The 24,220-nt window shown below is 56.9% G+C and carries 23 protein-coding genes; 8 read left to right on the forward strand and 15 right to left on the reverse strand.

The features are described from left to right. Nucleotides 1-82: 82 nt before the first annotated feature. Nucleotides 83-1,465: a ribonuclease J gene (locus tag Q0Y21_RS18160; protein ID WP_297798408.1), complete on the reverse strand. Its 1,383-nt coding sequence runs from the start codon at nucleotides 1,463-1,465 to the stop codon at nucleotides 83-85. 124 nt (nucleotides 1,466-1,589) lie between these two features. Here Q0Y21_RS18160 and Q0Y21_RS18165 point away from each other — a divergent pair, with 124 nt between their 5' ends. Next, entirely contained in the window at nucleotides 1,590-2,273 is a 684-nt protein-coding gene (locus Q0Y21_RS18165; RefSeq protein WP_297798410.1) for a type 1 glutamine amidotransferase domain-containing protein, read from the forward strand. An 18-nt stretch (nucleotides 2,274-2,291) separates the two neighbouring features. On the opposite strand, the gene Q0Y21_RS18170 is transcribed toward Q0Y21_RS18165, so the two are convergent. Continuing rightward, nucleotides 2,292-2,744, reverse strand: a complete 453-nt coding sequence (locus Q0Y21_RS18170; protein ID WP_297798412.1) for a thioesterase family protein — start codon at nucleotides 2,742-2,744, stop codon at nucleotides 2,292-2,294. A 153-nt stretch (nucleotides 2,745-2,897) separates the two neighbouring features. Between Q0Y21_RS18170 and Q0Y21_RS18175 the strand changes: the two genes are divergently transcribed. From Q0Y21_RS18175 to Q0Y21_RS18190, 4 genes are all read left to right on the forward strand, one after another. After that, nucleotides 2,898-3,629, forward strand: coding sequence for a flagellar motor protein MotA (locus Q0Y21_RS18175; protein ID WP_297798414.1), 732 nt, complete (start codon nucleotides 2,898-2,900; stop codon nucleotides 3,627-3,629). Nucleotides 3,630-3,635: 6 nt separating this feature from the next. Further along, complete coding sequence (locus tag Q0Y21_RS18180) at nucleotides 3,636-4,682, forward strand: peptidoglycan -binding protein (protein ID WP_297798416.1); 1,047 nt, start codon at nucleotides 3,636-3,638, stop codon at nucleotides 4,680-4,682. Between the two features lie 260 nt (nucleotides 4,683-4,942). Further along, nucleotides 4,943-6,034 carry an OmpA family protein gene (locus Q0Y21_RS18185; RefSeq protein ID WP_297798418.1) on the forward strand — a complete coding sequence of 364 codons (1,092 nt, stop codon included), beginning with the start codon at nucleotides 4,943-4,945 and terminating at the stop codon, nucleotides 6,032-6,034. 14 nt (nucleotides 6,035-6,048) lie between these two features. Beyond that, a complete protein-coding gene (locus Q0Y21_RS18190) occupies nucleotides 6,049-8,295 on the forward strand; it encodes an Ig-like domain-containing protein (RefSeq protein WP_297798419.1) in 2,247 nt (748 codons plus the stop codon). Between the two features lie 93 nt (nucleotides 8,296-8,388). Here Q0Y21_RS18190 and Q0Y21_RS18195 read toward each other — a convergent pair whose 3' ends face one another. Further along, nucleotides 8,389-9,501 carry an S-(hydroxymethyl)glutathione dehydrogenase/class III alcohol dehydrogenase gene (locus Q0Y21_RS18195; RefSeq protein WP_297798421.1) on the reverse strand — a complete coding sequence of 371 codons (1,113 nt, stop codon included), beginning with the start codon at nucleotides 9,499-9,501 and terminating at the stop codon, nucleotides 8,389-8,391. A gap of 102 nt (nucleotides 9,502-9,603) precedes the next feature. Here Q0Y21_RS18195 and Q0Y21_RS18200 point away from each other — a divergent pair, with 102 nt between their 5' ends. Continuing rightward, nucleotides 9,604-10,926: a DASH family cryptochrome gene (locus tag Q0Y21_RS18200; RefSeq protein ID WP_297798423.1), complete on the forward strand. Its 1,323-nt coding sequence runs from the start codon at nucleotides 9,604-9,606 to the stop codon at nucleotides 10,924-10,926. Between the two features lie 18 nt (nucleotides 10,927-10,944). On the opposite strand, the gene Q0Y21_RS18205 is transcribed toward Q0Y21_RS18200, so the two are convergent. The 12 genes from Q0Y21_RS18205 to Q0Y21_RS18260 form a co-directional block, all read right to left on the reverse strand. Further along, nucleotides 10,945-13,029: a diguanylate cyclase gene (locus tag Q0Y21_RS18205; protein ID WP_297798425.1), complete on the reverse strand. Its 2,085-nt coding sequence runs from the start codon at nucleotides 13,027-13,029 to the stop codon at nucleotides 10,945-10,947. 32 nt (nucleotides 13,030-13,061) lie between these two features. Next, nucleotides 13,062-14,870, reverse strand: coding sequence for a hypothetical protein (locus Q0Y21_RS18210; protein ID WP_297798426.1), 1,809 nt, complete (start codon nucleotides 14,868-14,870; stop codon nucleotides 13,062-13,064). Nucleotides 14,871-14,874: 4 nt separating this feature from the next. Continuing rightward, entirely contained in the window at nucleotides 14,875-15,144 is a 270-nt protein-coding gene (locus Q0Y21_RS18215; RefSeq protein ID WP_297798428.1) for a hypothetical protein, read from the reverse strand. Further along, nucleotides 15,141-15,791, reverse strand: a complete 651-nt coding sequence (locus tag Q0Y21_RS18220) for a hypothetical protein (RefSeq protein ID WP_297798430.1) — start codon at nucleotides 15,789-15,791, stop codon at nucleotides 15,141-15,143. Before Q0Y21_RS18220 ends, Q0Y21_RS18215 begins: the two co-directional genes overlap by 4 nt. Nucleotides 15,792-15,878: 87 nt before the next feature. Further along, a complete protein-coding gene (locus Q0Y21_RS18225) occupies nucleotides 15,879-16,754 on the reverse strand; it encodes a type II secretion system F family protein (protein WP_297798431.1) in 876 nt (291 codons plus the stop codon). Continuing rightward, nucleotides 16,747-17,664, reverse strand: coding sequence for a type II secretion system F family protein (locus Q0Y21_RS18230; RefSeq protein ID WP_297798433.1), 918 nt, complete (start codon nucleotides 17,662-17,664; stop codon nucleotides 16,747-16,749). The genes Q0Y21_RS18225 and Q0Y21_RS18230 overlap by 8 nt, the downstream gene beginning before the upstream one ends. Next, a complete protein-coding gene (locus tag Q0Y21_RS18235; RefSeq protein ID WP_297798435.1) occupies nucleotides 17,661-18,866 on the reverse strand; it encodes a CpaF family protein in 1,206 nt (401 codons plus the stop codon). The genes Q0Y21_RS18230 and Q0Y21_RS18235 overlap by 4 nt, the downstream gene beginning before the upstream one ends. 12 nt (nucleotides 18,867-18,878) lie before the next feature. Continuing rightward, nucleotides 18,879-20,075, reverse strand: coding sequence for a response regulator receiver-like protein (locus Q0Y21_RS18240; protein WP_297798437.1), 1,197 nt, complete (start codon nucleotides 20,073-20,075; stop codon nucleotides 18,879-18,881). 4 nt (nucleotides 20,076-20,079) lie between these two features. After that, on the reverse strand, nucleotides 20,080-21,255 hold the full coding sequence (locus Q0Y21_RS18245; RefSeq protein WP_297798439.1) for a pilus assembly protein N-terminal domain-containing protein: 1,176 nt from the start codon (nucleotides 21,253-21,255) through the stop codon (nucleotides 20,080-20,082). Continuing rightward, complete coding sequence (gene cpaB, locus Q0Y21_RS18250) at nucleotides 21,245-22,111, reverse strand: Flp pilus assembly protein CpaB (RefSeq protein ID WP_297798441.1); 867 nt, start codon at nucleotides 22,109-22,111, stop codon at nucleotides 21,245-21,247. The genes Q0Y21_RS18245 and cpaB overlap by 11 nt, the downstream gene beginning before the upstream one ends. A 22-nt stretch (nucleotides 22,112-22,133) precedes the next feature. Next, nucleotides 22,134-22,574, reverse strand: coding sequence for a TadE/TadG family type IV pilus assembly protein (locus tag Q0Y21_RS18255; protein WP_297798443.1), 441 nt, complete (start codon nucleotides 22,572-22,574; stop codon nucleotides 22,134-22,136). Between the two features lie 40 nt (nucleotides 22,575-22,614). Next, a complete protein-coding gene (locus Q0Y21_RS18260; RefSeq protein ID WP_297798445.1) occupies nucleotides 22,615-22,908 on the reverse strand; it encodes a hypothetical protein in 294 nt (97 codons plus the stop codon). Between the two features lie 312 nt (nucleotides 22,909-23,220). Here Q0Y21_RS18260 and Q0Y21_RS18265 point away from each other — a divergent pair, with 312 nt between their 5' ends. Together Q0Y21_RS18265 and Q0Y21_RS18270 are read left to right on the forward strand one after the other, a co-directional pair. Further along, nucleotides 23,221-23,700 (forward strand): DUF6231 family protein, encoded by a 480-nt coding sequence (locus Q0Y21_RS18265; RefSeq protein ID WP_297798447.1) that lies wholly within the window; start codon nucleotides 23,221-23,223, stop codon nucleotides 23,698-23,700. A gap of 36 nt (nucleotides 23,701-23,736) precedes the next feature. Continuing rightward, nucleotides 23,737-24,156, forward strand: coding sequence for a YkvA family protein (locus Q0Y21_RS18270; protein WP_297798449.1), 420 nt, complete (start codon nucleotides 23,737-23,739; stop codon nucleotides 24,154-24,156). Nucleotides 24,157-24,220 lie beyond the last annotated feature (64 nt).

The raw sequence follows: 24,220 nt of genomic DNA on the forward strand, positions 1-24,220 counted from the left end.
CTCCCGGGTAGGTTCGATTGAATGATCAAAAATACAGTCTATCCAGATAGGAAGCGAACGACTATTGTATTTTCGTCACACATCAATAAACCCGCACCAACTCTTGCTTTTCCCAGCCCAGCCGCCCGGTTTCCACCACCTGGCGACGGATGCCGGGCACCGGACGGATCATGAACAGATCGCCGTTGCGGCCCACCAGGGATCTGGGTACGCCACAGGCTTTGGCGATACCGGCGTGAGCTTCCATGTGTTCGGCCTCGCCGTGGACCGGTATGGCCACATCGGGTCGGACCCACTGGTACATGGCTTCGAGCTCTTCCCGGGCGGGGTGCCCGGAAGCGTGTATGGGGAGTGCTGCGTCTTCCGCGGTGATGACGGTCACGCCCATGGTTCTGAGCCGGTCTATCAGCGCGGCAATCGCCTCTTCGTTGCCGGGAATGGCCCGGGCGCTGAAAATAACCGTATCGCCGCTTTCCAGCTCGAAGTCCGGATGGCTGCCATTGGCAAGGCGACGAAGGGCCGTGCGGGGTTCGCCCTGACTGCCGGTGGCCACCGCCAGTACTTCGTTGCGGGGCAGATACCCCAGGTGCGAAGCGTTGATTAACTGATCCGCAGTGTCCCACACTCCTGCGGCTTTGGCGGCACCGCTCATATTGATCAGCGAACGTCCCAGTAACCCCATGTAACGACCGGTTTCCCGGGCAATCATTGCGAGGGTGTGCAGGCGGGCGATGTTACTGCCAAAGCAGGCCACCACCACACGGCCTTCCGCACTTCTGGCGGCCTGCAGCAAACCGTTGTGGAGCGCACTCTCCGAAATCGAGTGACCGGCAACCGTGGCATTGGTGGAATCACACACCATGGCAGCCACACCCTCATCCGCCAGATCGGTAAAGGTCTTGCGGGAATAGCCATGGCCAACCAGCGGCTGATCGTCCAGCTTCCAGTCCCCGCTGTGGAAAATATTACCCAGCGGGGTGCGGATCATCAGGGCGTTGGGATCGGGAATGGAGTGGGTCAGAGCCAGCCACTGAACGTTGAATGGTCCAATCTGACGGCGCTCTCCGGTGTCCACCACAATGATCGGAACCCGGTGCAACAGATCGAACTCGGCCAGCTTGCGGCGCAGTATCTCGGCAGTGAAGCGGCTGGTGTATATGGGGCACTGCAGCAGTGGCCACAGATAGGGTACCGCCCCCACATGGTCTTCATGGGCATGGGTGATGATCAGACCAGCCAGCTGATCACGGCGATCGGCAATGAACCCGGGATCCGCCATTTGCACCGGCGGCTCGCCGCGATGGTGAACGGTGCCATCCGCCGCAATTCGTCCGGGACGGGGAAATGTCACCCCGCAGTCCACCATCAGCCACTGGCCATCGTGGCCATAGAGATTGAGGTTCATGCCAATCTCGCCGGTACCGCCGAGAGGTAAAAACCAGAGATCGCTGTGGTCAGGCGTCACGTATACCTCTTCAGAATCCACACTCGATGGTTGAAATTGATGGCACTGGCCACAAGGTTTTACACCAGAGCAGCCAACAGATTGACGAAGTCCCATTCATCCATCAATCACAAGGACAGACTCCATGAACGTTCTGATGGTTTTGACTTCCCACGACCAGATGGGCGATACCGGTCACAAGACCGGCTTCTGGCTCGAAGAGTTCACCGCCCCGTATTACGTATTCAAGGATGCTGGTGCGCAGATTACCATAGCCACACCCAAGGGTGGCCAGCCGCCTGTTGACCCCAACAGCGAAGCGGAAGAAGCGTTGACCGAAACCACACGCCGATTCCAGGCAGACGCCCACGCCAAAGAATCCCTCGCCAGCACCAAAAAACTGGCGGATGTGGATATGAACCAGTTCGATGCCATTTTCTATCCCGGTGGCCACGGCCCGTTGTGGGATCTGGTGAACGATGAAAGAAGCATCGCCCTGATCAAGAGTGCCTACGAACAGGATAAGGTTATCGGTGCGGTTTGCCACGCGCCGGCGGTGTTCAAGAACGTGGAAGTGAAACCCGGACAGAACATCGTCGGCGGTCGCGAAGTCACCGGCTTCAGCAATAGCGAAGAGGAAGCGGTTGGTCTGACCAGCGTTGTGCCTTTCCTGCTGGAGGACATGCTCAAGGAGAATACCGCCACCTACTCCAAAGGCGATGACTGGGCACCACACATTGTGGTGGACGGCAGGCTGATTACCGGTCAGAACCCGGCCTCGTCCGAGGGCGTGGCCAAGGCCGTGGTTCAGGCGCTTCAGGAGGGCTGACTCGCCCCCCCGACACGGCTACTCCCCGGCGTGGCTGATCAGAACGCCGGGGGCTCCCACCTCCAGCTTTTGCCGAATGTGCGCCGGAATCGGCGTCTTTGCCATCTCCGAAGGCTGAATCAGCACGTACGTAATGTCGGCGTCGGCAACCAGTTGCTCATCACCATGGCGGACAAACTCCAGGTGCAGGGTGAACGAGGTATTACCGAGACGGCCGATCCTGATCCGCGCCTCCAGCACATCATCAAACCTCGCCGGTGCCCGGTAATTCATCGTCAGGCTCACCACCTGGATATCGAGATCCTGGTCCAGCAGGTTCTGGTAGTCCCCGAACAGGGTGCGGATGTATTCGTTGACGGAAATGTCCACGTAGTCGGCGTAGCGAGCGTTGAATACGACACTCTGGGCATCGCATTCGCCGTAGCGGACACGGAATCGGAAGCGAAAGGGTTGGTCGGTCTGATCGGTCATGGTTGCTCTTTCTGCTCACTGGCTGTGGTTGTCATCACAGACTAACTGATCCCCGGACCTTTTTCTTCCCGGCGGTTTCACTGCAATCGTCTGGTCATCACAGTGTGGTGTGCTATGTTCATGGATACCCTCCCAAACAGGCAGGCGGTGTATATGAGCAACCCCAAACACACGTTGTTCTGGATGACACTTTTCCTTGCCGTTGTGGTGGTTGTGGGCGCCCTCATCCACGCGCCACTGACCACAGCGTTTATGGCCAACTGGGTCTTTAACCTGCTGATCGTCTGCGTGTTGATCATCGGTATCGCGCTGACCTACCGGCAGGTCTTCACCCTGTTCCCCGAGCTGCGCTGGATTGCCCAGTTCCGCACCGGCAATGCCGGGCTCTCGGTACTGCAGGAGCCACGGCTGCTCAAGCCGCTGGCGAAACAGCTGGGGGACGAGTACAAGCGCGATCGCTTCACTCTGTCTACGCTTTCCCTGCGCACGGTGCTGGACGGCATCCACTCCCGAATGGACGAGCAGCGGGAAATCACCCGCTACTTCATCAGCCTGCTGATTTTTCTCGGGCTGCTCGGCACGTTCTGGGGTTTGCTGGGCACCATCAACGCGGTAGGTGAGGTAATCACCAATCTCAACATGGATCAGGAAGATTTTGGCGCTGTCTTCGCCGACCTGCAGGCCGGCCTGCAAACACCGCTGCAGGGCATGGGCACCGCGTTCAGTTCTTCCCTGCTGGGGTTGGGTGGATCACTTATTCTGGGGTTCATGGATATCCAGGCGGGTCACGCCCAGAACCGCTTTTATGACGGGCTGGAAGAATGGCTGACCAGCGTCACCAACCTCGTGGATACCGTTGAAGATCATGACCAACAGCTCGGGTAATGTCTCGTGATCGGTTCCAAGCGCCGCGCCCGCAGCACCATCAATGTCTGGCCGGGGTATGTGGACGCCCTGTCCGCACTGCTGATGCTCATCATTTTCATGCTGCTGATCTACGTCGTCAGCCAGCTGTACCTGTCCCAGACCCTGTCCGACCGCAACATGGAGCTGGCGCGGCTGAACGATCGCCTGAATGAGATTTCCCGACTGCTGGGTCTGGAGAAAGACAAGAATACGATGCTCCAGAGCCAGCTGGAGGCAAGCCTGACCCGTAACGAAGAGATGCAGATGCGTTTCGACAGTATGCGGAATCAACTCATGCAGCAGTCAGCCGATGCCGAGGCACAAGCCGAAAGGCTGGATGCCCTCAGCCAGGCCGTGGAAGTACGCGATCGTGCACTGAATGAGAAAGACGAGCTCTCCGCCAGCCAGCAGGCCATGATTCTCCGGTTATCCAACCAGATCGCAGCCCTCGAGTATCAGCTACAGCAGATCAGCGCTGCGCTGAGATTACAGGAACAACAGACGGCGGAAAAAGAGGCGGAACTGGAAGACGTCAGCCGGCGACTCAATACCCTTCTGGCCGAGCGGGTGAATGAACTCGAGCAGTACCAGTCGGAGTTCTTTGCCCGGTTACGGAAAATTCTGGAGGAGAACGAAAATATTCGCGTGGTCGGCGACCGTTTCCTGCTGCCATCGGAGCTGCTGTTTGCCTCCGGCTCGGCACAACTCGGCCAGGCGGGAAAGAGCGAACTGGATAAACTGGCAAACGTATTACTGGATGTGGTCGAACGGATACCGGATGACATTGACTGGATTCTTCGAATCGACGGCCATACCGACGTGATTCCCATCAACACGCCGCAATTCCCTTCCAACTGGGAGCTGTCTACCGCTCGTGCCGTGGCGGTTGTTCGCTACCTCGCCGACCAGGGAGTCCCCGAGCGACGCATGGTGGCAGCTGGCTTCGGCGAGTTTTTCCCCGTCGCTGACGGGACATCGCCAGAGGATTTACAACAGAATCGACGGATCGAACTTAAGTTGACGGATCGCTGATTTCCCTCAGCTCACCTCACCACACCCCTCGAATTGTTAACCAATGTTAAATCAGGTGCTTGCAGCCAAGGAAACTGGTCGAGATGCCCAAAATGGCTGGCTATGCAGCCAATGTGGCTTTATGGGCCACTAGCGTATTTTCCGAAGCATTAACAAAAAGAAACATTCGGAAACATTGTCGACTAATAACCCAAGGCTACACCCCAAGGACGCACCGAGCGACTGACAATAACCAAAACCGTGAGAGGGATCACACTTCCATGACTCAACTTCCAAGACTCCTCCTGGCTGGATGCATAGCACTCCCCATAACCTGGGCACATGCTGACACGACGCATTTCCCGCTTTCCTACAGCTTCATCGGAGCCGAAGTCGGCTATGTCGATTCCGGCAACTCAAAAGACAAGTCGTCCAACATTGATAACCTCGCGAACTACCCGGAATATGGCCTCACACTGGGCCATCAGTTCAACCCCAATTTCACATTGATGGGCGCCTTCAGTTACGGCGACGCAGAAACCCGTGTAACCAACATTGATGCCGACATTCTGCGCGGCTCACTGGCGGGACGCATCCACCCGGGCAAATTCCGACTCGGTGGCTGGCGCCCCTTTGCTGGCCTGGGCTACAGCTACACCGACATTGATGTAGACGGTGCACCAAGCTCCAAAACAGAAGATGCACTGTACCTGGAAGGTGGTTTTCAGCGCATGATGAGCGACCGCATCGTATTTGAAGCCGGTGCTCGCGCCCGCACGGAGCTGGAAGATGGCTACGTCGACGGTCAGGTATTTGCCGGCGTTCAGCTTCTGTTCAACCGCTCGTACCCGCAACCTCCCAAAAACCAGCTGCCCGAGCAACCCGCGCCTGTCGCGCCGCCAGCTGACTCCGACGGTGACGGTGTTCCCGATCCACGGGACCTGTGCCCGAACACGCCCCAGGGCGCGCTGGTGGACGCCGACGGCTGTGCCAAGGAGCTGACCCGCGAGATCAAGGAAACCCTGTACGTTGAGTTCGACCTTGATGGCACGGAAGTGAAGCCGGAGTACTTTGATGAAATCGGAGAGCTGGCGGCATTAATGACCCAGTACCCGACCAGCCGGATCCTGCTTGAGGGCCACACCGACAGTACCGGCAGCGCCAGCTACAACCAGAACCTGTCCCAGAGCCGCGCGGACTCCGTCATGAAGGTATTGGTCCAGGAGTTCAATATCGGTTCTGAGCGCATCTCAACGACAGGCATGGGTGAATCCCAGCCCATTGCCGACAACGCAACCGACGAAGGTCGCGCAAAAAACCGGCGTGTAGAGGCCATCCTCACTGGCAAACACACCGAAATAATGAAGAAATAAAAAAGGGGCTCAACATGACTAATTTTAAAACGCATCTGGGCATTGGCGTTACGGCCCTCTCACTTCTGATCGCCGGCTGCGGCGGTGGCGGCGGTGGTCCAAGCGACCCGCGTATTCCAGCAGAAAACACACCCTCCGATGGCGGCGACAATAACGGCAACGTTGGGGGCGAACAGGAAACCTTCTGCACGTCCGAGAGTACAGTCTTTGAAGTTTCTGAATTCGTACCTGCGGATGGAGAACAGGGTGTTGAGCTCAACCGCAGCATTCGGGTGACATTCAACGCGGATGTCGATGCAGCCACTGTCAGCCAGAACTCCCTGCCCCTGACCATTAATGGCAACGCAACGGTGGTAGCTGCCTCCTACAACACTCTGGGCAAGGCTGTTGTCATCAATCCCGATATGGACCTGTTGGCCAATACCGACTACCAGGTGACCGCTACAACGGAACTGCGGGCTCTGTGTGACGAAGAAGGTGACCTGGTCAAGACTCTGAGCGGAAACGACTCCGCCGCATTCAAGACAGGCAGTGAAGTGGATGGTCAGGGGCCAACGGCTGTTACCTCCTCACCTGAGGACGGCGAAACACTGGCACCGACTGACACCAACATCTATGTCGAATTCGATGAAGAGATTGACCCTCAGTCGGTCAATGCGAACAACTTCACCGTCACGGAAATCGATGAAAACGGCAATCCGGTTGCCACTGTCGAGGGTGTGATTAATCCGGTGGGCAACTCCATCGAGTTTGATCCTGACAGCAACCTGAGCTTCCAGACCACATACGAGATTACGGTTGATACGACGATCACCGATCTCGCCGGCAACGGCCTCGAGCAGCCTGCAACCTTTACCTTCCGTACAGGTGGCCTGGTTGTGCTGCTGGATAACACCCTGCTGGGAGACCCGACGACAGCCCAATCCGAGGGTTTTGACAGTGGTATTCTGGTCGAGGGTTTACACACCCTTGGCGGCACCCTGCTGTCCGCCCTGGAGTTTGGTGATTCCGAGGACGGTTTGAACAGTGTTGATAATGCGCTGATCCTGCAGTTTCCGTTGGTGGAAGACCTCCTCACCGCCCTTACGGCTCTGAGTGCAAGTGAGACCCCCAGCCTGGAAGGCACAGACTTCACCGAGTATTCCTCGGCACTGGTAGCCGTATGTGATCCGAAATCAATCAGCACGACCAATCCTTCACCGGATTGTGCACTTGCGCTGGATCTTGGCCTGGATGCAACCCAGTTGCAGAGCCTGGCCGACGCCTTCACCGGCGGCAACCCGGAGCAGATCCCGGCCCTGATTCAGGCCATGGCGGAAACCTTCGCTTCCGGCGACTTCAACAACCTGCCCCAGGAACTGTCCGATGTTCTGGGTGGCCAGCTGTTCCCGACAGACGACGGCCTCGGCGTTGAATTGCGCCTGGTGGACGACAGCAGCATTCCGCTGCCGGCCGATGCCGAAAATGCCTTGATGATGGTGTTGGAGGCGTTCAACGCGATTCCGGTACTGGGTGAGCTGTTCAACCTGAATGATGGACAATCGCTGGTCGATCTGGGCCTGCTGGAAGGTTCCCTGCTGGGTGTTGATCTGGGCGGACTGGCTTCAGTGGATGTCCTCAGCGGTACACAGACCATCGTCGGCGAAGACGGCGTTCTCAATCTCGGTGGCGCTTTGTTTGATCTGTTGCTCGGAATGATCCCTGAGCCGGGCACCGGCGAGCCTGGTGGTGAACTGCCGCTGTCGCCTGCTGATCTGCCTCTGATCGGTGAACTGCTGAACCTGGAAGACATCTCGCTGGATCCAGCGCAGCTGGAAAACCTGGCGGAGTTGCTGATGCCGGGTGAGGGCTTCGAGTTTGATCCAGCGACCCTGCCTCTGGTCGGTGATATCCTGTCAGCATTGCCGGACGATTTTCCCGGCGAGTTCCCTAACGACGGTGCTGACCAGCTGCCGCTGATCGGTGACCTGATCATGCTGCTAGATCCATCCAATCTGGATGGCGAGCAACTGACTTCCATTCCGGTTCTTGGCGATCTCGTTGAGCAGCTGCTCGCCCTGAGCGAGGGTGGTGACGCAGGCTCATTGCCTCTGGTGGGCGAGCTGACCACCCTGCTCGACAGTGGCGATCTGGGCGGCGACAGCCCTCTCGGCCCGCTGACCGATCTGCTCAACCCGGATCAGCTGAGCGATCCGACGTTGTTGGAGGATCTGGTAAATCTGCTGGATCCGGGTAATCTTCTGGGGCTGCTCGGGCTTTAATGCCAGCGACCTGACCATCAAAAAACCCGCCAATTGGCGGGTTTTTTGATGGCTGAACAAAATGTGAATGCAAGCCCCGAAACGCTTACTGACCTAAAAGTGAATCACCGACCGAATACTTTTCCCCTCGTGCATCAGCTCAAATGCCTCATTGATATCTTCAAGCGGCATGTTGTGGGTAATAAACACATCCAGCGGAATGTCCCCTTTCTCGGCCTTTTCCACATAACCCGGCAATTCCGTACGACCCTTGACGCCACCAAACGCTGAGCCCCGCCAGACCCGGCCGGTGACCAGCTGGAACGGGCGGGTACGGATTTCCTCACCGGCACCGGCCACACCGATGATAATGGATTCGCCCCAGCCCTTGTGGCAGCACTCCAGGGCTGACCGCATCACATCCACATTGCCGATGCACTCGAACGAATAGTCCACACCGCCGTCGGTCATTTCGATGATGACCTCCTGGATCGGCTTGTCGTAGTCCTTTGGGTTAACCACATCGGTGGCACCCAGCTGTTTCGCAATGTCGAATTTGCCCGGGTTGATGTCGATGGCGATGATGCGGCTGGCTTTGGCCATCGTGGCGCCGATAATCGCCGCCAGACCGATACCGCCGAGACCAAAGATGGCGACGGTTGCCCCCTCTTCCACTTTGGCCGTATTCAGCACCGCGCCAATACCGGTAGTCACGCCACAGCCCAGCAGACAGACTTTATCCAGCGGCGCTTCCTTGGGGATTTTTGCCAGCGAGACTTCCGGCAGCACAGTGTACTCTGAGAACGTGGAACAGCCCATGTAGTGGTAAATCGGCTCGCCCTTGTAGGAAAAACGGGACGTACCATCAGGCATCACACCCTTACCCTGGGTTTCCCGCACGGCACCACACAGGTTGGTCTTGCCGGAGGTGCAGAACTTGCACGTCCCGCATTCGGCGGTGTATAGGGGGATTACATGGTCGCCCACTTCCACCGAGGTCACACCGTCGCCGACAGCTTCGACAATGCCGCCACCTTCGTGACCGAGGATAGCCGGGAAGTTGCCTTCGGAGTCAGCACCGGAAAGTGTGTAGGCATCGGTATGGCACACACCGGTGGCCACGATACGCACCAGCACCTCTCCTTTCTGGGGCGGGGCAACATCCACTTCCACAATTTCCAGCGGTTTGTTGGGGGCAAACGCCACCGCGGCACGGGATTTAATCACGGGAAAGCTCCTTCAGATCAGTGTCGGGATTCATTGGGCATAATCGCTTATACAATGGTCAACGTACAGTGTAGAAACAAACCCCAAAGGATGCGCTGAACTTTGAATACGCTCTACTGGTTTACCCGGGATTTGCGACTCGATGACAACACCGCACTGCTGGCTGCATCGCGTTCGGACATGTTGTTGTGTGTGTATGTGGTCGACCCTCGATGGTTCGTGCCAGGCCCGTTCCAGTGCATGGCTATGGGCACTCATCGCTGGCGCTTCCTCTGGCAGAGCCTGATGGCACTGGAGCGCAGCCTGCGCCCACTGGGACAACGCCTCCACATCGCCTTCGGTGAACCGGAAAGGGTGATCCCGGAACTGGTTCATCATCACCGCATTTCCCGCGTCATTCGATCGCGGCAACCGGGTACATGGGAAGCCCGGCAATGGCGTACGATCAGGGACCAGCTCCCGGACGCCGTGTGCCAGCAGTTCGAGACCCTGAGCCTGTTCACCGAAGGCTCGCTGCCCATGCCCCTCCAGGATCTGCCGGAGACCTTCTCACAGTTCCGCAAGCAGATCGAAAACACCGGTGAACGGTATTCTGAACGTCTGCGGATTCGGACCCTCACCGCGTTGCCGCCACCCCCGGGCTTTCCCGATGACAATCGTGGGGATTGCCCGCCCATTCCCGAACCGCAACACCCCGCCCTCTTTACCGGCGGGGAAAACCCGGGGCTGACGCGGCTCAGGCAGTTTACCTTCAGCAACCACGATATCGACCACTACAAGGACACCCGCAACGCCCTGGACGATCCGGATGCATCCTCAAGGTTAAGCCCCTGGCTGGCCAACGGGTGCATCTCTGTCCGGGAGGTAGCGGAAACCATCACCCACTACGAGAAGACTGAAACCAGAAACCGGTCCACCTACTGGCTTTGGTTTGAGCTGCTCTGGCGGGAATATTTCTTCTGGTATGCCCTGAAGCATGGTGCCAACCTGTTCAGACGCGATGGTGTACAGGGCAAAAAGCACACAGCGACGTTTTACCCCCATCGTTTCAAGGCGTGGTGTGAAGGCAACACCGAATTCCCGCTAGTGAATGCAGCAATGAACCAGTTGAGGGCAACGGGTTACATGAGCAACCGCGGGCGCCAGCTGGTGGCCAGCTGTCTGGTGTACGAGCTGGGGCTGGACTGGCGCTATGGTGCAGCATGGTTCGAACAACAGTTGGTGGATTATGACGTCGCCAGCAACTACGGCAACTGGCAGTACCTGGCGGGCGTGGGCGCGGATCCGCGGGGATTGCGGCAGTTCAATCTGGAAAAACAGGCACAGCAGTACGATCCGGATGGCGAGTTTGTCCGCCGCTGGCGGGGTCAATCCGACCAACCGGTCGGTCTGCATACGGTGGACGCGGCCGACTGGCCCCTATAGGGCCGCCGGTACAGCGATTCAGAACGAGGACTTCACACAGTTACGGCCGGATTCCTTGGCGCTGTACAGCGCTGCATCGGCCCGCTGAATGAGTTCATGGGGGGAATCGCCTGGGCGGAAGGCGGCAACACCCACGCTGATGGAGACCGGCTCAGGAATCGAGAAACGATGACTTTCCACGCTGACCCGCAGGCGGTCAGCGACCGGAACCGCGCTGTCCAGAGGCGTTTCCGGCAGGATGATCAGGAACTCCTCACCGCCCCAGCGGCCGGCGATTTCCGACTCACGAATCCCCTTGCCAACCAGCACAGACACACTGGCCAGCACCGCATCCCCTTCATTGTGCCCGAACCGGTCATTGATGGACTTGAAATTGTCCAGATCAAAGATAATCACCGAGAAGGTGCTGCCATACCGGCTGCAACGTGCCACCTCCTGATCCATGAAGCTTTCGATCTTGTGGCGATTGTATAGCCCGGTTAACTGATCGTGCACCGCCTGGTAGGTCAGCGAATGCAGTAACTGACTGCGATTCAGAGCGCTGCCAAACAGGTTTGCCATCAGTTCCGCCGTCTGGGACCTCTGAGGCGTCCAGGGGTTAACGGCGGACGTCATCTGGATACCGAGAATCCCTGACATCCTGTCACCCCGATGCACCATGGCCAGAAGAACCGACTGCTGCCCTTCCAGGGCCAGCAATTCTTTGAGGAAATCCAGCTGCGGCGGGATCTGGCTGTCTGCCGAGAAGATCACGCTTGGCTTACCGTCAAAGACCTTGTCCAGGCTGGCTGGGATTACCGGATACTTTCTGCCAGACACCTGACGCAGCGATTCAAAGCCTTCTCCTGCCCATTCGTGGCTGATCCACACCTGCTGGCTGGTGTCGTCAAGCTGGCACAGAAACACCCGGTCCGCCCGGTAAAAATCCCCGAGGGAGCGGCAGGTACTGGCGAGGCCCTCGTCCGTCTCTTCCGGATCAAGGGTCAGCAGGTCGGTACTGATTCTACGAACCATCTGTTCCGAGAGCACCATGTGCTCCAGCTGGCCTTTCGCCAGGTAGCGCTCGATCGCCAGGCTGGTAATGGCGATGGGGTCAGTGAGAGCGTCAATGTCGTCATCGGCCGGTGTCCAGGGGTCTTCATGGTAAACATCAAACGTGCCCAGCAACTCCCCACTACTACCGATGACCGGCTCTGACCAGCAGGCCCGCAACCCGGCTGACTCGGCCTCGTCACGATGGCGGTCCCAGCGATCATCCGAACGTATATCCCGGGCCACCACACGCCCACGAATAAACACCGCGGTACCACTGCTCGCCGCGCCAAAGGCCACAGGCAGGCCATCCATCGCCTCACTGAAGAACTTAGGCACGGAATGCCCCCCCACCCACCGCAGGCGGCCACGCTCGTGGTCATGGACCATTACCCCGCACGAGGATCCGGGCAGACGGGCTTCTGCCATGGCGGCAAGGTGGTCGAGAGTAATGTGCAGGCCATTGTCGTTGGCCATGGACGTCATGGCCTTATGGCGGAAGCGGTCGGCTTTTTCAGCATGTTTGCGGTCAGTGATGTTGACCCCGGTGAACATCAATGCCTGTCCGCTTTTATAGGAAATAATGGAAAGTGAACTGTCCAGCCAAACTGGACGACGGCCGGCGGGCTCAAAATACCATTCGAATTTCTGAAGGCCGGAACGGCTGGTCCTGAAAATGGTTTCCTCAAAATCCAGCAGGCTGTACGGCGACGCTGGCCAGGCGTCTGGCTTTTGCATGACGTCCGTGGTGAGCTGATCTTCCGTCCGCACCCCGAACGCCGTCATGGCCGTTTCATTGGCGTAGAGGACCGATTTTTTGGTGGCATCCAGCAACATCACCGCAATAGCGGACTGATCAAAGAGGGTGCGCAGATCACGATCCGCATTCCGCAGGGATCGATTGGCAAACCCCATCTCGGCACTGAGCCCTTCCACTTGCCGGTTCAGCCTCCGGTACCTTAACAGGGAAACAATCAGCAACGCCGCCAACGCCGCTGTCACAAACGGAAGAGCAACTGCCGTCGCGTTCTCTGTAAATAATGTCCAGTATTCCGATACTGTTGATTCCACTCGTACGCCTTCCTTGCCTGAAACTGGATTCACTAATTCACTATAGACACATTTTCAATCAGCTGTGCCGCGTTTTGGTTAGCATTCACGACGGTCACCGACATATTGCCGGGATTTACGCCGAGTGCCGACAGGAGGGGGGCTACCACACCTTCCACAACATCGTTCGCGACGTCTTCCAACAGAATCGTGATGGGGTTTACCAACGCACTGGCAATACTTAAAACACCTGCGGTCAGCCCGCTTTGTCCACAAGTCAGATCAAGCGAGGTGATGTCTACATCCGCGTTAAAATTATCTGCTGAATTTCCGGAGGCCAGACTCTGTCTGGCACAATCACCATCCACGCATTCAAGCGGGTAATTATCAATGACCGATGGCAGTGCACTTTCGCCGTACAGATCAACAGCCAGACCGGCATCCACGCACAGTTGCTCGGTATAGGTTCCCAGAAGGATGGTGTTGATGGTGAGTTCCAGGATTTCGGCATGCACATCTTCCGGGGTCACCGTGCCCGATACGGGATCAATGGTGCCTGTCTCGACATCAACAGCAGTGTCGACCAGGTCAAATCCCAGGGAAACATCATTATCATTGCCACCTCGGGCGCAGTCAGCAGACACAAAACTGCCACGACCACCGCCAGCCTGGACAACCAGAGGTATCTCGATATCGTCCAGCAGATTGAGATCTATCAGACCAAGAGACAGCGTTGATATCAGGCTGTTAATGGTGCTTTCACTCAGTCCGGCCGAGATGAGCACCTCAAGCCCTATATCCGCTGATTGGAACTGAGTTACCCATTCCCCCTCTGAATTCTGCCGCGCCGGGCCATATACCAACTTCGGTGGTTCCGCCACATGCAGTCCCAGCGCTACATCCAGGTCAGCAAGTTCATCGATTGAACTGGTCAGGCCCTGCAAAAGAGCGGACTCCGATGTTTGCAGATTCAGCACCAGCAAGGACCCGGGATCACTCAAAACACGAGCACTGTTCATAACGGTGCTTATCACCAGGTCATACACCGGGAAACTGGCATTCGCTGGCACATCCGCACCCTCCACCACCGTCAGTACATCACTGACATAGAGGCCACCGATGCCTGCCGCATTGGTCAGATCATCCACCAATCCGCCAACCGGTAAGGCGGCACCACCAACGAGGCTTGTTACGCCAGTCAGCAGGTCAACAAGAGGCTCGTCAACCAGATCCGCCACACTGGCAACTCCCATCTGCGACAGCAGGTCACCAACATTGACCAGAGTGTTTTCAAGGCTATCCAGCTGGGTAGGACTCACGCTGTAGGAAGGGTCGCCTATCACAGCGCCGACCAGCTCACCCAGCAGCCCCCCCTCTACATCTGCCGCAGAGCCAGCAGCGCTGATTGTGGCGTTTACTTCCTTACGAACGGCGGCGGAGGTCTCAAGAGTAATGGAGCCTATCGGGATAAGCCTCGAAATTGGTTCTTCACGGGTCATCGAGACGCGAACACCGTTGCTACGAACGAGAGCGGTTTCGGGAACGCTGCGAAACACCAGATCGGTATTTTCTTCCGTTGACTCCAGCACGCCGGGCAGGACCTCCAGCGTACCTTCCCCGTCATAACCCGCAGTCTGGGCTGCCGCCAGAGCCCTGGCGGACATGGTCGACATGGCGATATCCGCACCGCCACAGGCCTGAGCGCCATCGGCCGCGGCACTGGCGGCGGTATTAACCTGGTTCTGCATTTCCGACTGCAGCACCAGAAGGCGGGCACCATCGGTGGCCAGCACCGTCATCAGAACGATCGCGGTCACAAGCACAGGGGTAATAAAAATCAACACCCCACGTTGCTGCCGCACGCCCTTAATCCTCATCACGGGATGACTCTGCTAATTTGTCAGGAATAGCTCGCCGGAATGTCTCGGATATTCGCTCCTGACTATCCACAAAGGATTGTACCGACAACTCACTTTTGTCCGGTGCATCCGATGCCGCCTGCCGATCGAGTCGTTGCCGGGTTTCAGTTCTATCCTCCATGACAACGACCGAGTTGGACAGACCGTGCTCAGGTTGCCCCTGGCCAAGTGCTGATATCGGCACGCACACCAACAACAACGTCAGTGTCTTTCTCATCTCGACCTCCTGATCCGGGCAGCCAGTTTTTCAGCATGGGCGATTTCGTCCATGGACATATCGTACTTTTGCTTCAGCATCGCCAGGCCGGAACGGTCGTTGGTAATGAAATAGCCCGCGGCCAGATTCTGGCGCACCGCACCCTTTCCGTCAGCCAGCTCAAACGCCGTCCTTAGTTCGAACACGGCATCGTAATAACCGCCGGTCAGCAAAAGCGCATAGCCGTAATCGTTGCGAATGTCAGAGGATGACGGAGCCAGTTCCCTGGCTTTTCTCAGTGCATTTGTGCCTTCCTTCAGTTTCCCCTGCTTCAGGTACACAAGCCCCAGCCCATGGTGCCCCTTTGACGAATCGCATTGTGTAGCGAGCGCCTGAAATATCTCCTGGGCTTCAGCAACCTGATTGGTCGAGGCCAGCAACTGTCCACGCCTTACCCAGTGCTGCTCGGTTGCAAGGCCTTCACTCTCCAGCTTTGCCAGAGCAGCATATGGCTGTGAGCGGGACATCTGAGCATCAACAGCATCCAGTTGCAGCTGATGCTCGGGTTGTAAGGTCGTTGTGCAACTGACCTGGAGTTGCGGTTCCCCCGCGGTGCTCGTAGCCATGGACGAACAACCGGTCACTGCCAGTGAAATTGCCAGCAGCATACTTCCCCGCCCGCCAAATTTCTTACAAACTCCCATAATGTCTCCTGACAGGTTTTATTCGTTCGTCGCCAACCTAGAACCGATACTCTAGCGGCTAATCGTTTCCAAAATGGACATCACGGCCGGACCGCCGATCAGCAAGAACAGGCCCGGCAGAAGGAATACCATCATCACAATCGTCATCTTGGCGCTAATACGGTTGGTTTCTTCGTTCAGGTTGCTGCGCTCTTTCTGCTGCGCTTCCTTGATGATCTGATCCAGGCTTGATGTCACCCCGGCCCCCAGAGTTCCACTCTGTTTCATCAGGTTCACGTAACTCCGCAACACCACTATGCGCCGGTTCCTGCCGAGTTCATCCAGCGCGGCCGTGCGATCCGCGCCGCTTTCCATCACCCGGTTGAACCGATCAAGGCGACTGGCCAGATGAGGCATGATGGGACGGGCCTGAACAGCAATAAGCCGCATTGCGCGCTCAATGGAGAGACCAGCTTCCATCAGCATTCGCGTCATATGACAAAGCTCAATGGCTTCAAGGTTCTGTTTTTTTTCCGCGGTGACTCCCATGGTCCGAATAACACGGCGAGGCAGCAGAAAGGCTACGGCGGCGATGAGCATGCCTCCAATGGAACCGGCAATAATAAAACCCAATACGATCACGATCAGTGGCAGCACCCAGCACAGAACCATGTATGTCGCCTGACTTTGCTGGCGATTGCGCCCCGTGGTTTCCAGCGCAGCCTCCATGTCCTCATAGTCGCCCTGAATCGACGCCAGGCCGGTGAAGCTTTCGCCCAATGCCGCCAGGAAACCGGTCATTTCCTCATCATCGGAGACACTGGCACCCCGGTTCCTCAGACGCTCATGAATTCGTGCTTTCAGGGCCCAACGTGGGGCCATATAGCCGGCCATCCACAGCGCAAAAAAAGCGGCCGCCGCAGATAACAGAAACCAGATATCAACCACGCCCCACCCCCTGGATCATTCGCCAGATCACCACCATGCCCAGCACCTGGAGAATTCCCGCCGTTAACAACAAGGTATGCCCGGTGGAGGTATTCAGGAGGACGTCGGAATACTCTTCATTGACCAGCACCATGAAGGCCGCCAACCCCGGTGGCAATACGGCAAACGTAACTGCCGTAAAACGCGTTTCCGCACTGGCCGCGAGGAACTCTCTGCGCATGGCCTGCTGCGTCCGCAGAGAGGTGGACACTTGCTCAAGTACGGGGCGGATCGACGAACCAAAACGTGAGGTCGTACGCAGGGCTATGGCGACCAGAACCATGGCCGGCACTTTGTAGAGGTCGGCAAAATCTTCGAACAGCCGGGTATATTCGCGGCCGGCTTCCACGGCATTGCGCAGCCGGAAAACCAACGGGCTGAACACCGGGGACGACTCATCAAACGCCGTAATCAGCGAATGCTCAAGAGAGCGACCGGCATCAATATTTCTCAATACCGCATCGACAACGCCCGGAAGCTCTTCATGAATCGTCTGGCGCTGTTTCTGGAACCGCATTCGCCACCAGGCACCGATCGCGGTCACAATGAAAAACAGCACCACAAGAAAAACCACCATACCCCGGGTCAAGGCAATCACAGCCAGAGCTCCCAGCAACACGACTGAGAACATCACCAGGCGCTGGATACTCCAGCGAATGTCCGCCTGTACCAGCACTCTCTCCAGGGGCCCCAGATCTACTCTGGCACCGCCCGGGCCCGTTACCTCACTCGTTGAGCTCAGGCGGGTTTTGATACTGTGAGCAATCCGACGCTGGCCTTGCCACTGCCCCCATCCCAACTGCACCAGGAGCAACACTACGGCAAGCAACCCTACCAGCAGCGCACCCACAAACCAGATATGGCCACTCACCCCGGAGACTCCACGTTCAGTGATTCCATGAGGCTGTCACCTTCTCTTTCCGCCCGATAAAGAATTTCCATCCTGTAGGGATCGTCCGGTGTAGGCTTCATCTCCACGACTTCACTGATAAACCGGCGACCATTGGGTAGCCTGGCAAGCTGAACAATCACGTCCAGCGAGGAACCAATCAGTCGACCAATGGCCCGCTCACCCGCGTCATACCCATTGACCGCGAGCAGGGTTTCAATTCGCACAAGCGCGTCCTTGGCACTGTTGGAATGGATAGTACTCATCGAGCCTTCATGGCCGGTGTTCATCGCCTGAAGAAGTTCGATAATCTCCCCGGAACGCACCTCACCAAGAATAATCCGGTCTGGCCGCATACGCAGCGCGTTGATCACCAGGTCCCGGGCCGTGATCTTGCCAGAGCCTTCCGTGTTAGCCGGCCGGGTTTCCAGCCGCACGATATGAGGATGATTCAGCTGCAGTTCCGCCGAGTCTTCGATGGTTACAACCCGCTCATCCCTGGGGATGAACTGGCTCAGAAGGTTGAGAATGGTGGTTTTACCGGTGCCTGTACCACCACTGATCAGAATGTTACGGCGGCTTTCCACCAGGTTCATCAGGATGTCCAGGCAACGGGATGTCATCGACCCGCTGTTCACCAGATCCTGGGCAGTAAGGTGTTTCTGGGTAAACTTCCGAATGCTGATGGAAGGTCCGTCCAGTGCAACCGGCGGGATAATAGCATTCACCCGGGAACCGTCCGGCAGGCGAGCATCGACCATGGGGCTGGACTCGTCCAACCGACGACCCAGGGGCGCCAGGATACGGCGAATCACACGGGTAACGTGGTCATCATCAATAAAGCGGGTCTGGGCCCGCTGCAACACGCCAGAAACCTCAATGAAAACATCCCTGGGCCCGTTAACCAGTATGTCATTGACTGTTTCATCCGAGAGTAAAGGTTCCAGCGGCCCAAAGCCCGCCACCTCATCAAAGGTTTCACGGGTCAGCAGGGTCAGATCCTGCGCAGACAGCGGCATCCTGTGCTGGGCGACAAAACTCCGCACATTGTCCTGAATAAAAGCGAACAGAGTTTCACGGCCGGATTTACCGACTTCCAACCCCTCTTCGTCCAGACGTTCCACCAGAAAGTAGTGAACGCGCTTTTTCAGATCCTGGTATTCCTGGTCAATCCTGGTAGCCATTCCGCGCTCCCCTTACCCGACCCGCAACAGTTTGCGTCGCACGGCGCCCTGACCTTCCCTGTTCTCATCAGCGGCGTATCGCTTCAGAATAGCCTCAAGCCGCTTCTGATACGGACTTCTTTGCGGCAGCTTATGCAGTGGCAAGCCCGCGTTGATCGACATAAGCCGGTGGTTCCAGTCCAGCGGGAGACTGCCCATATAATCGATACCTACAGCTCTCTCAAGTTCACCAGTTGCAGGGGCACCCTTTTTCTCATAGCAATCCAGCACCAGAGATTTTCGACAATCACGGGCAAGGTGCTCCCGCCAGCCATCAAGCCGCCTGCGCGCTTCATGGGCTTGCTCGACAATAGGCTGAATGACCATCACCAGGTCCTTGGCATGCAAGCCAACGGCGCTGATCCAGAAATCGGCTACAACGGGATCCACGTTGACAACAATGTAATCGAACATGCTCATCAGCTGGCTGACAGCAATAAACAGATCCGCGTTACGGTCGTCACTGAGGGCTTCGGGCGACAGCTTGCCCGACAGCAAACGCAGATTGGGAGCGTATTCCTCCAACGCTGTCTCGACCATGGCCTGATCAAGTGATTCCGGATTCTGCAACAAACTTTCCAGTGAAACCCGATTGTTACTGTCCAGATAAAAAGCGTGCCGGTCCGTTGCCGAGGTATCCAGTGCCAGAATCCGGGCCTCTGGAAAAAGCTTGTTGGTCGTGAATGCCAGGTTTTGAGCGAAGAACCGAGTGTCCACCACTGGGCTGGAACTCGTCACCAGAGTTATCTTTTTCCGCCCCTCGGATGATCGCCCCCCTCTCGCCTCACGCTCAGGCGCAACATGAAGAAACTGCTGAATTCGTGTCCGTATTTCCTCACCATCACTGCTGGCGATAAAGCAATCCCGGGCGCCCGCTCGCATGCTCCGCAGGAGAAAGTCCTGGCTCACCCGACGAGTCAGGGACACCACTGCCAGGTCGTCACGGGATTTGGTCAGGGCGCTGATGATCCTCAGGGCTTTCTCGGCATCGTTCTCATCGGCCGCCACCATTACAAAGCGGCTGCCGGTAGCCTCAACCAGGCGACTGACACGAGACAGGTCCGATGAAGCAACAAACTCCAACGGCCACATACCGTCCAGCGTCCGCTCCAGCCAGGTCCGGATACCAATATCATCCGCCACACAAACAAGAATCTCGTCTCTGTTCATAGGGTCACCAGCTCAGTCCGTGTTTAATCGGGCGCTCTCCGGGGCTGGAATCGGTCGCCATGTCCAGCCAGTCAGTACTGCTGTGATGGTAGTCCCTGGCAATGGACTCCAGCTTGCCATTGCCCTGCTTGGCCGGGCTGACCAGATGCGGAGTGACCACCATGATAAGCTCCCGGTCTTCCCGCGACACACGGTCGGAACGGAACAGCGCGCCCAGGACAGGCAGATTACCCAGCCCGGGAATCCGGTCACTGTTGTTAAAGGTATTGCGACTCACCAGACCACTGATAATGAACGTTTCGCCGGGAGCCATCGCAACGGTGGTTTCCGTACGACGAACCCGTAAACCCGGAATGGTAATGCCCCCTGTGGACACACCGGCTGACTGATCCAGGTCACTCACTTCTGGCGCAACCCTTAATATGATCTGCCCTTCATCCACCACCGTCGGTGTAAGACTCAGGCTGACGCCAAACTGCTTGAACTCCACCTCTATTCCATCATCGCCACTACTCACTGGAATCGGAAACTCACCACCGGCGAGGAAGGTGGCGCTCTGACCGCTCAAAGTGACCAGCGATGGCTCCGCCAGAGTGTAGGCAAAGCCTCCCGACTCCAGAGCATTCAGGACACTCAGGGAATTGCTTCCAAAACGGAACAAACTGAAGCCGCTGGCGGTTATAGCATTACCCATACCGGGAATCGGCGCGACGGCATTACTCCCCGCGAAAGCTGCCTCGAAGCGCCCGCCATCAAACAGCTTGGAGTAATACATACCCAGCTCATTCAGTTCGTTGCGATTCACTTCCACAATACGAATATCGGTCTGCACCTGTGTACCGAATGGCAGTCGGGCGCCCTGAGTCGATGCGACAACTACCGGGGAGCGCAAGGGCTCGTCACGACCTTTGAGCCAGACCGATAAAATGGCCGCCCCCTTCGATTTGCCGGTCAACAACAGTTCCCTGTCGCCCGACACCGATACCGCCGCAACTTCCGGATCAGATGTTGCTACCTTGGCCAGAGTGCCCGGAAAGCTCAGCACTTTCTGTTCCCCATCACCTAAAGTGACCGGCGCGCCGTCCACCATGTCATCACCCTGAGCCGCTGCTGGCAGAATAACCGCCAGACTGCCCAGTAACACAGCCGTTAGCCACAGGGCGATCGGTTTACCGTACATACACACTCCTTGATTCGGATCCTTCGAATACCTGTACGCGGGTGGAAGGTGGTGGCGGGGCCCGCCGGGTTGGCTCGGGCTCAGGAGGCGCGGGGAAAAGGTCTTCCAGGTAGACCGGTTTCACTTCTGGTTCTTCACCTTCTAATGTTGATACCGGTTCCGATGTCGCCACCTGTTGCGGGGCAACGGCTACCAGTTGGAGCCTGCCCTCACTGGAAGCCAGCAAAAGGCGAGAGACCTCGTCTTCGGGCACCGACAATACAACGGTGTTGTTGCGCCGGGAGTCGTTCTCTTCCCCAGCTTCGCCATTGTAGGGAACCCCCTTGACCGCCAGGACCAGCACATTGCCCAGTAACTTCAGGGCGGCAGGTTTGTCCTTGTCCGAGCGCCGGAAAGAGGCCGTCACATCAACCCGGTCACCGGGTCGCAGCAAGCCGCCGACGCCAGAGACATCGTCAACGGCAATGGCCATAGCCTGATGCCCCTGCGGCACCAGGGCTTCCAGAACGCTATCGGTTCGCATATTGGCGCTGGTCAGCATCTGGCCGGCAGCCAATGATGTTTTGATGGTCTGCCCATAGGGCGCATCGTCAGCAGGAATGGCATCGGGCAGAGGGTCAGAAGAGGCAACCGACATAAAACCTTCTTCTGTCATGGCATCACCCGGCGACAAGGCTTCACGGGCAACAAGGTAGCGGTACTCCGGCGAAGACGGCGCCTCTTCAGGCTCTACCAGCTGCGTTTGCCGGGAGGGCTCCGATTGATTTTGGGTCGTTACGAGACCAACAATGGCAAGGCTTAGTGCCACCAGCGCCAACACCGTTGCAGGCAATGCGTAAATCAGTCTCTTATTCATTATTGTGCCTTAGTCATCCAAACTAGAAGGCCATGGTTGCTTCCACACTCATTGTGTCAGGCATGGGCGGGAACTCCCCCAGAAACCCGAACGTCAATTGAGGAACCATGGGCTCGGCCTTGTTGTCGCGGGAGATGGTGCAGCTCAGGAAACTGCCTGAACCATCCACCTGACATTCATTACCAGTAATTTCCGCTCCCGCCCTCAGGCGCTGGGATTTCGACGCCCAGCCCTGCGCCAGTGCCGCATTGGCAGTGCTCTCAATCTGGCCGGGGAAATCAGCTGCTGAATGACGGGTACGATCAACTCGCAAGGCAGACGAAACGGCCTGATCCACGACGCTCTGCATCTCATATTTCCCAAAGAACAGAATGCCGTAGGCCGCCGCCCCATAGAGCATGGCGACGACCAAGGGAAAGAGCAGCAAAAACTCCAGAGCGACTGCCCCGCGACTATTTCGCATAAATCGAGCCTTGCCCCAACACGGTCACGACATCTCGGACTTAAGTGCCACTGGTAGTGCCACTTCCTGCGGAAGACGCATCAGTAAAGAGGTCAGTGAAGGCTTGAACGACCTGGTCTCCAACGCCTGAAGTCGCGAGCAGGGTGAGAATCCCGATCAGTGCAGCTGCAAGAACAATATATTCGAGCGCGGAGGCACCCTTCTGTTTGGTCTTGAGCGGCAACCTCCTGGTCTGGATGTTGGCCGTCAGACGGGTGGGTAGATTTTTGATCCCCTGAAAGTTCATGGCAAATTCCCTCGCATCTCTCTTGTGTGTACTTTCAAAGTACTTCATCTATGATCACTAAAACTACGGGTTTTATGGTGTTTTTTGTTACTGACAGTCACCTTTCTTTATAGGGTGTCAAGCTAACTCCGTTCAAAAAACAAACATTATTCGTGAATTTTGTAGATCATTGTTTGTACATTAACACCATTCCATGGGCAAAATATTGCCTTTGATGACAAGGCAAAGCTGAATTACTAGCCAATAGTTATAAGCTTATGCTTGGCAGTTGAATTGCCGCCAATCCGCGCAGGTAGCCGTTGTTGCCCGCCTGGCGCGGCAAATGGGATACTAAGCCAACACGTGGAATGGATTGTCGTTATGGCAACACCCCAACAGGCCTTCGCAAGACTGGTTGACACGGTTCAACCTCAATCTCTGCTGGTTTGTGGCGCTCTGGCCCGGAAAATTGGGACTCACTGGCAGTTACATACTGGCAACACGCGGCTAACAACGTTGACAGAAACCGCACCTGATGACGCCTTGCCAGTATCGGAAATTCAGGATCTTGCACTCGTTTCGGATACGCTTGAACACCTACCGAAAGCTCAGGGACAGATTCTCCTCGGCCAGCTGAGAAACTACGGCACCCACCAGATTGCCGTCGTAGTCGAGCCCGATCACGGCTGGAGCTTCACCGACTTTATTGCCCTGGGCTTTCGACGGCAGGCAGAGCTGGAGAGCGATGGTGCGCCTTCAACGCTCTACACCTACAATATCGACACCTACAATCACAAACGGGCGTGGAACAACCCGGACAACTGGGCCAACCCGGAGATGTGGGGCAAGGCCTGGTGGTGACCACCCCACACCCTATCCCTGACAGGACCAGACACCATGCCGCTCTTTACCGAGAAGAATGCAGAGAAACAGTTAAATGCGGAGGCAGACAAAGTCCACCGCGACGACCTTGAAAGCCTATTGGCCCGACAACGCGCCATAGAAGAAAAAGTAAAAGGCAGCGGCAAACTGAATCGCTTCAGCGCCGACATCAAACTGATGTTTGCCATGATCCGTGACTACTGGAACGGCAGTTATCGCGATGTACCCTGGAAAAGCATCGCCGCCATTGCCGGAGCGCTCGTTTATGTACTGAATCCGCTGGATGTCATTCCGGATCTGCTGGTCGGCATTGGCTTTCTGGACGATGCCGGTGTCGTGGCCCTTTGCCTGAAACTGGTGGAATCGGACCTTCACCGTTATGCCGCCTGGAAAGAACACCTGGAAGAGCGAGAAAGCGCACCTCAGTCGAATTGATTAAAATCTGATCTGAAGGTAATCTCACCGCTCATTTTCCGGCACTGCAATCAAATCTGGAGTT

Origin of the sequence: uncultured Marinobacter sp. (assembly GCF_947259545.1) — a bacterium.
Classification (GTDB): domain Bacteria; phylum Pseudomonadota; class Gammaproteobacteria; order Pseudomonadales; family Oleiphilaceae; genus Marinobacter.

Bases quoted from the DNA above. Each gene is read 5' to 3' on its own strand.
- Q0Y21_RS18165 (WP_297798410.1), top strand. From the start codon at position 1,590: ATGAACGTTCTGATGGTTTTGACTTCCCACGACCAGATGGGCGATACC.
- Q0Y21_RS18170 (WP_297798412.1), bottom strand. From the start codon at position 2,744: ATGACCGATCAGACCGACCAACCCTTTCGCTTCCGATTCCGTGTCCGC.
- Q0Y21_RS18175 (WP_297798414.1), top strand. From the start codon at position 2,898: ATGAGCAACCCCAAACACACGTTGTTCTGGATGACACTTTTCCTTGCC.
- Q0Y21_RS18185 (WP_297798418.1), top strand. From the start codon at position 4,943: ATGACTCAACTTCCAAGACTCCTCCTGGCTGGATGCATAGCACTCCCC.
- Q0Y21_RS18190 (WP_297798419.1), top strand. From the start codon at position 6,049: ATGACTAATTTTAAAACGCATCTGGGCATTGGCGTTACGGCCCTCTCA.
- Q0Y21_RS18215 (WP_297798428.1), bottom strand. From the start codon at position 15,144: ATGAGAAAGACACTGACGTTGTTGTTGGTGTGCGTGCCGATATCAGCA.
- Q0Y21_RS18220 (WP_297798430.1), bottom strand. From the start codon at position 15,791: ATGCTGCTGGCAATTTCACTGGCAGTGACCGGTTGTTCGTCCATGGCT.
- Q0Y21_RS18235 (WP_297798435.1), bottom strand. From the start codon at position 18,866: ATGGCTACCAGGATTGACCAGGAATACCAGGATCTGAAAAAGCGCGTT.
- Q0Y21_RS18240 (WP_297798437.1), bottom strand. From the start codon at position 20,075: ATGAACAGAGACGAGATTCTTGTTTGTGTGGCGGATGATATTGGTATC.
- Q0Y21_RS18245 (WP_297798439.1), bottom strand. From the start codon at position 21,255: ATGTACGGTAAACCGATCGCCCTGTGGCTAACGGCTGTGTTACTGGGC.
- cpaB (WP_297798441.1), bottom strand. From the start codon at position 22,111: ATGAATAAGAGACTGATTTACGCATTGCCTGCAACGGTGTTGGCGCTG.
- Q0Y21_RS18255 (WP_297798443.1), bottom strand. From the start codon at position 22,574: ATGCGAAATAGTCGCGGGGCAGTCGCTCTGGAGTTTTTGCTGCTCTTT.
- Q0Y21_RS18260 (WP_297798445.1), bottom strand. From the start codon at position 22,908: ATGAAGTACTTTGAAAGTACACACAAGAGAGATGCGAGGGAATTTGCC.
- Q0Y21_RS18265 (WP_297798447.1), top strand. From the start codon at position 23,221: ATGGCAACACCCCAACAGGCCTTCGCAAGACTGGTTGACACGGTTCAA.
- Q0Y21_RS18270 (WP_297798449.1), top strand. From the start codon at position 23,737: ATGCCGCTCTTTACCGAGAAGAATGCAGAGAAACAGTTAAATGCGGAG.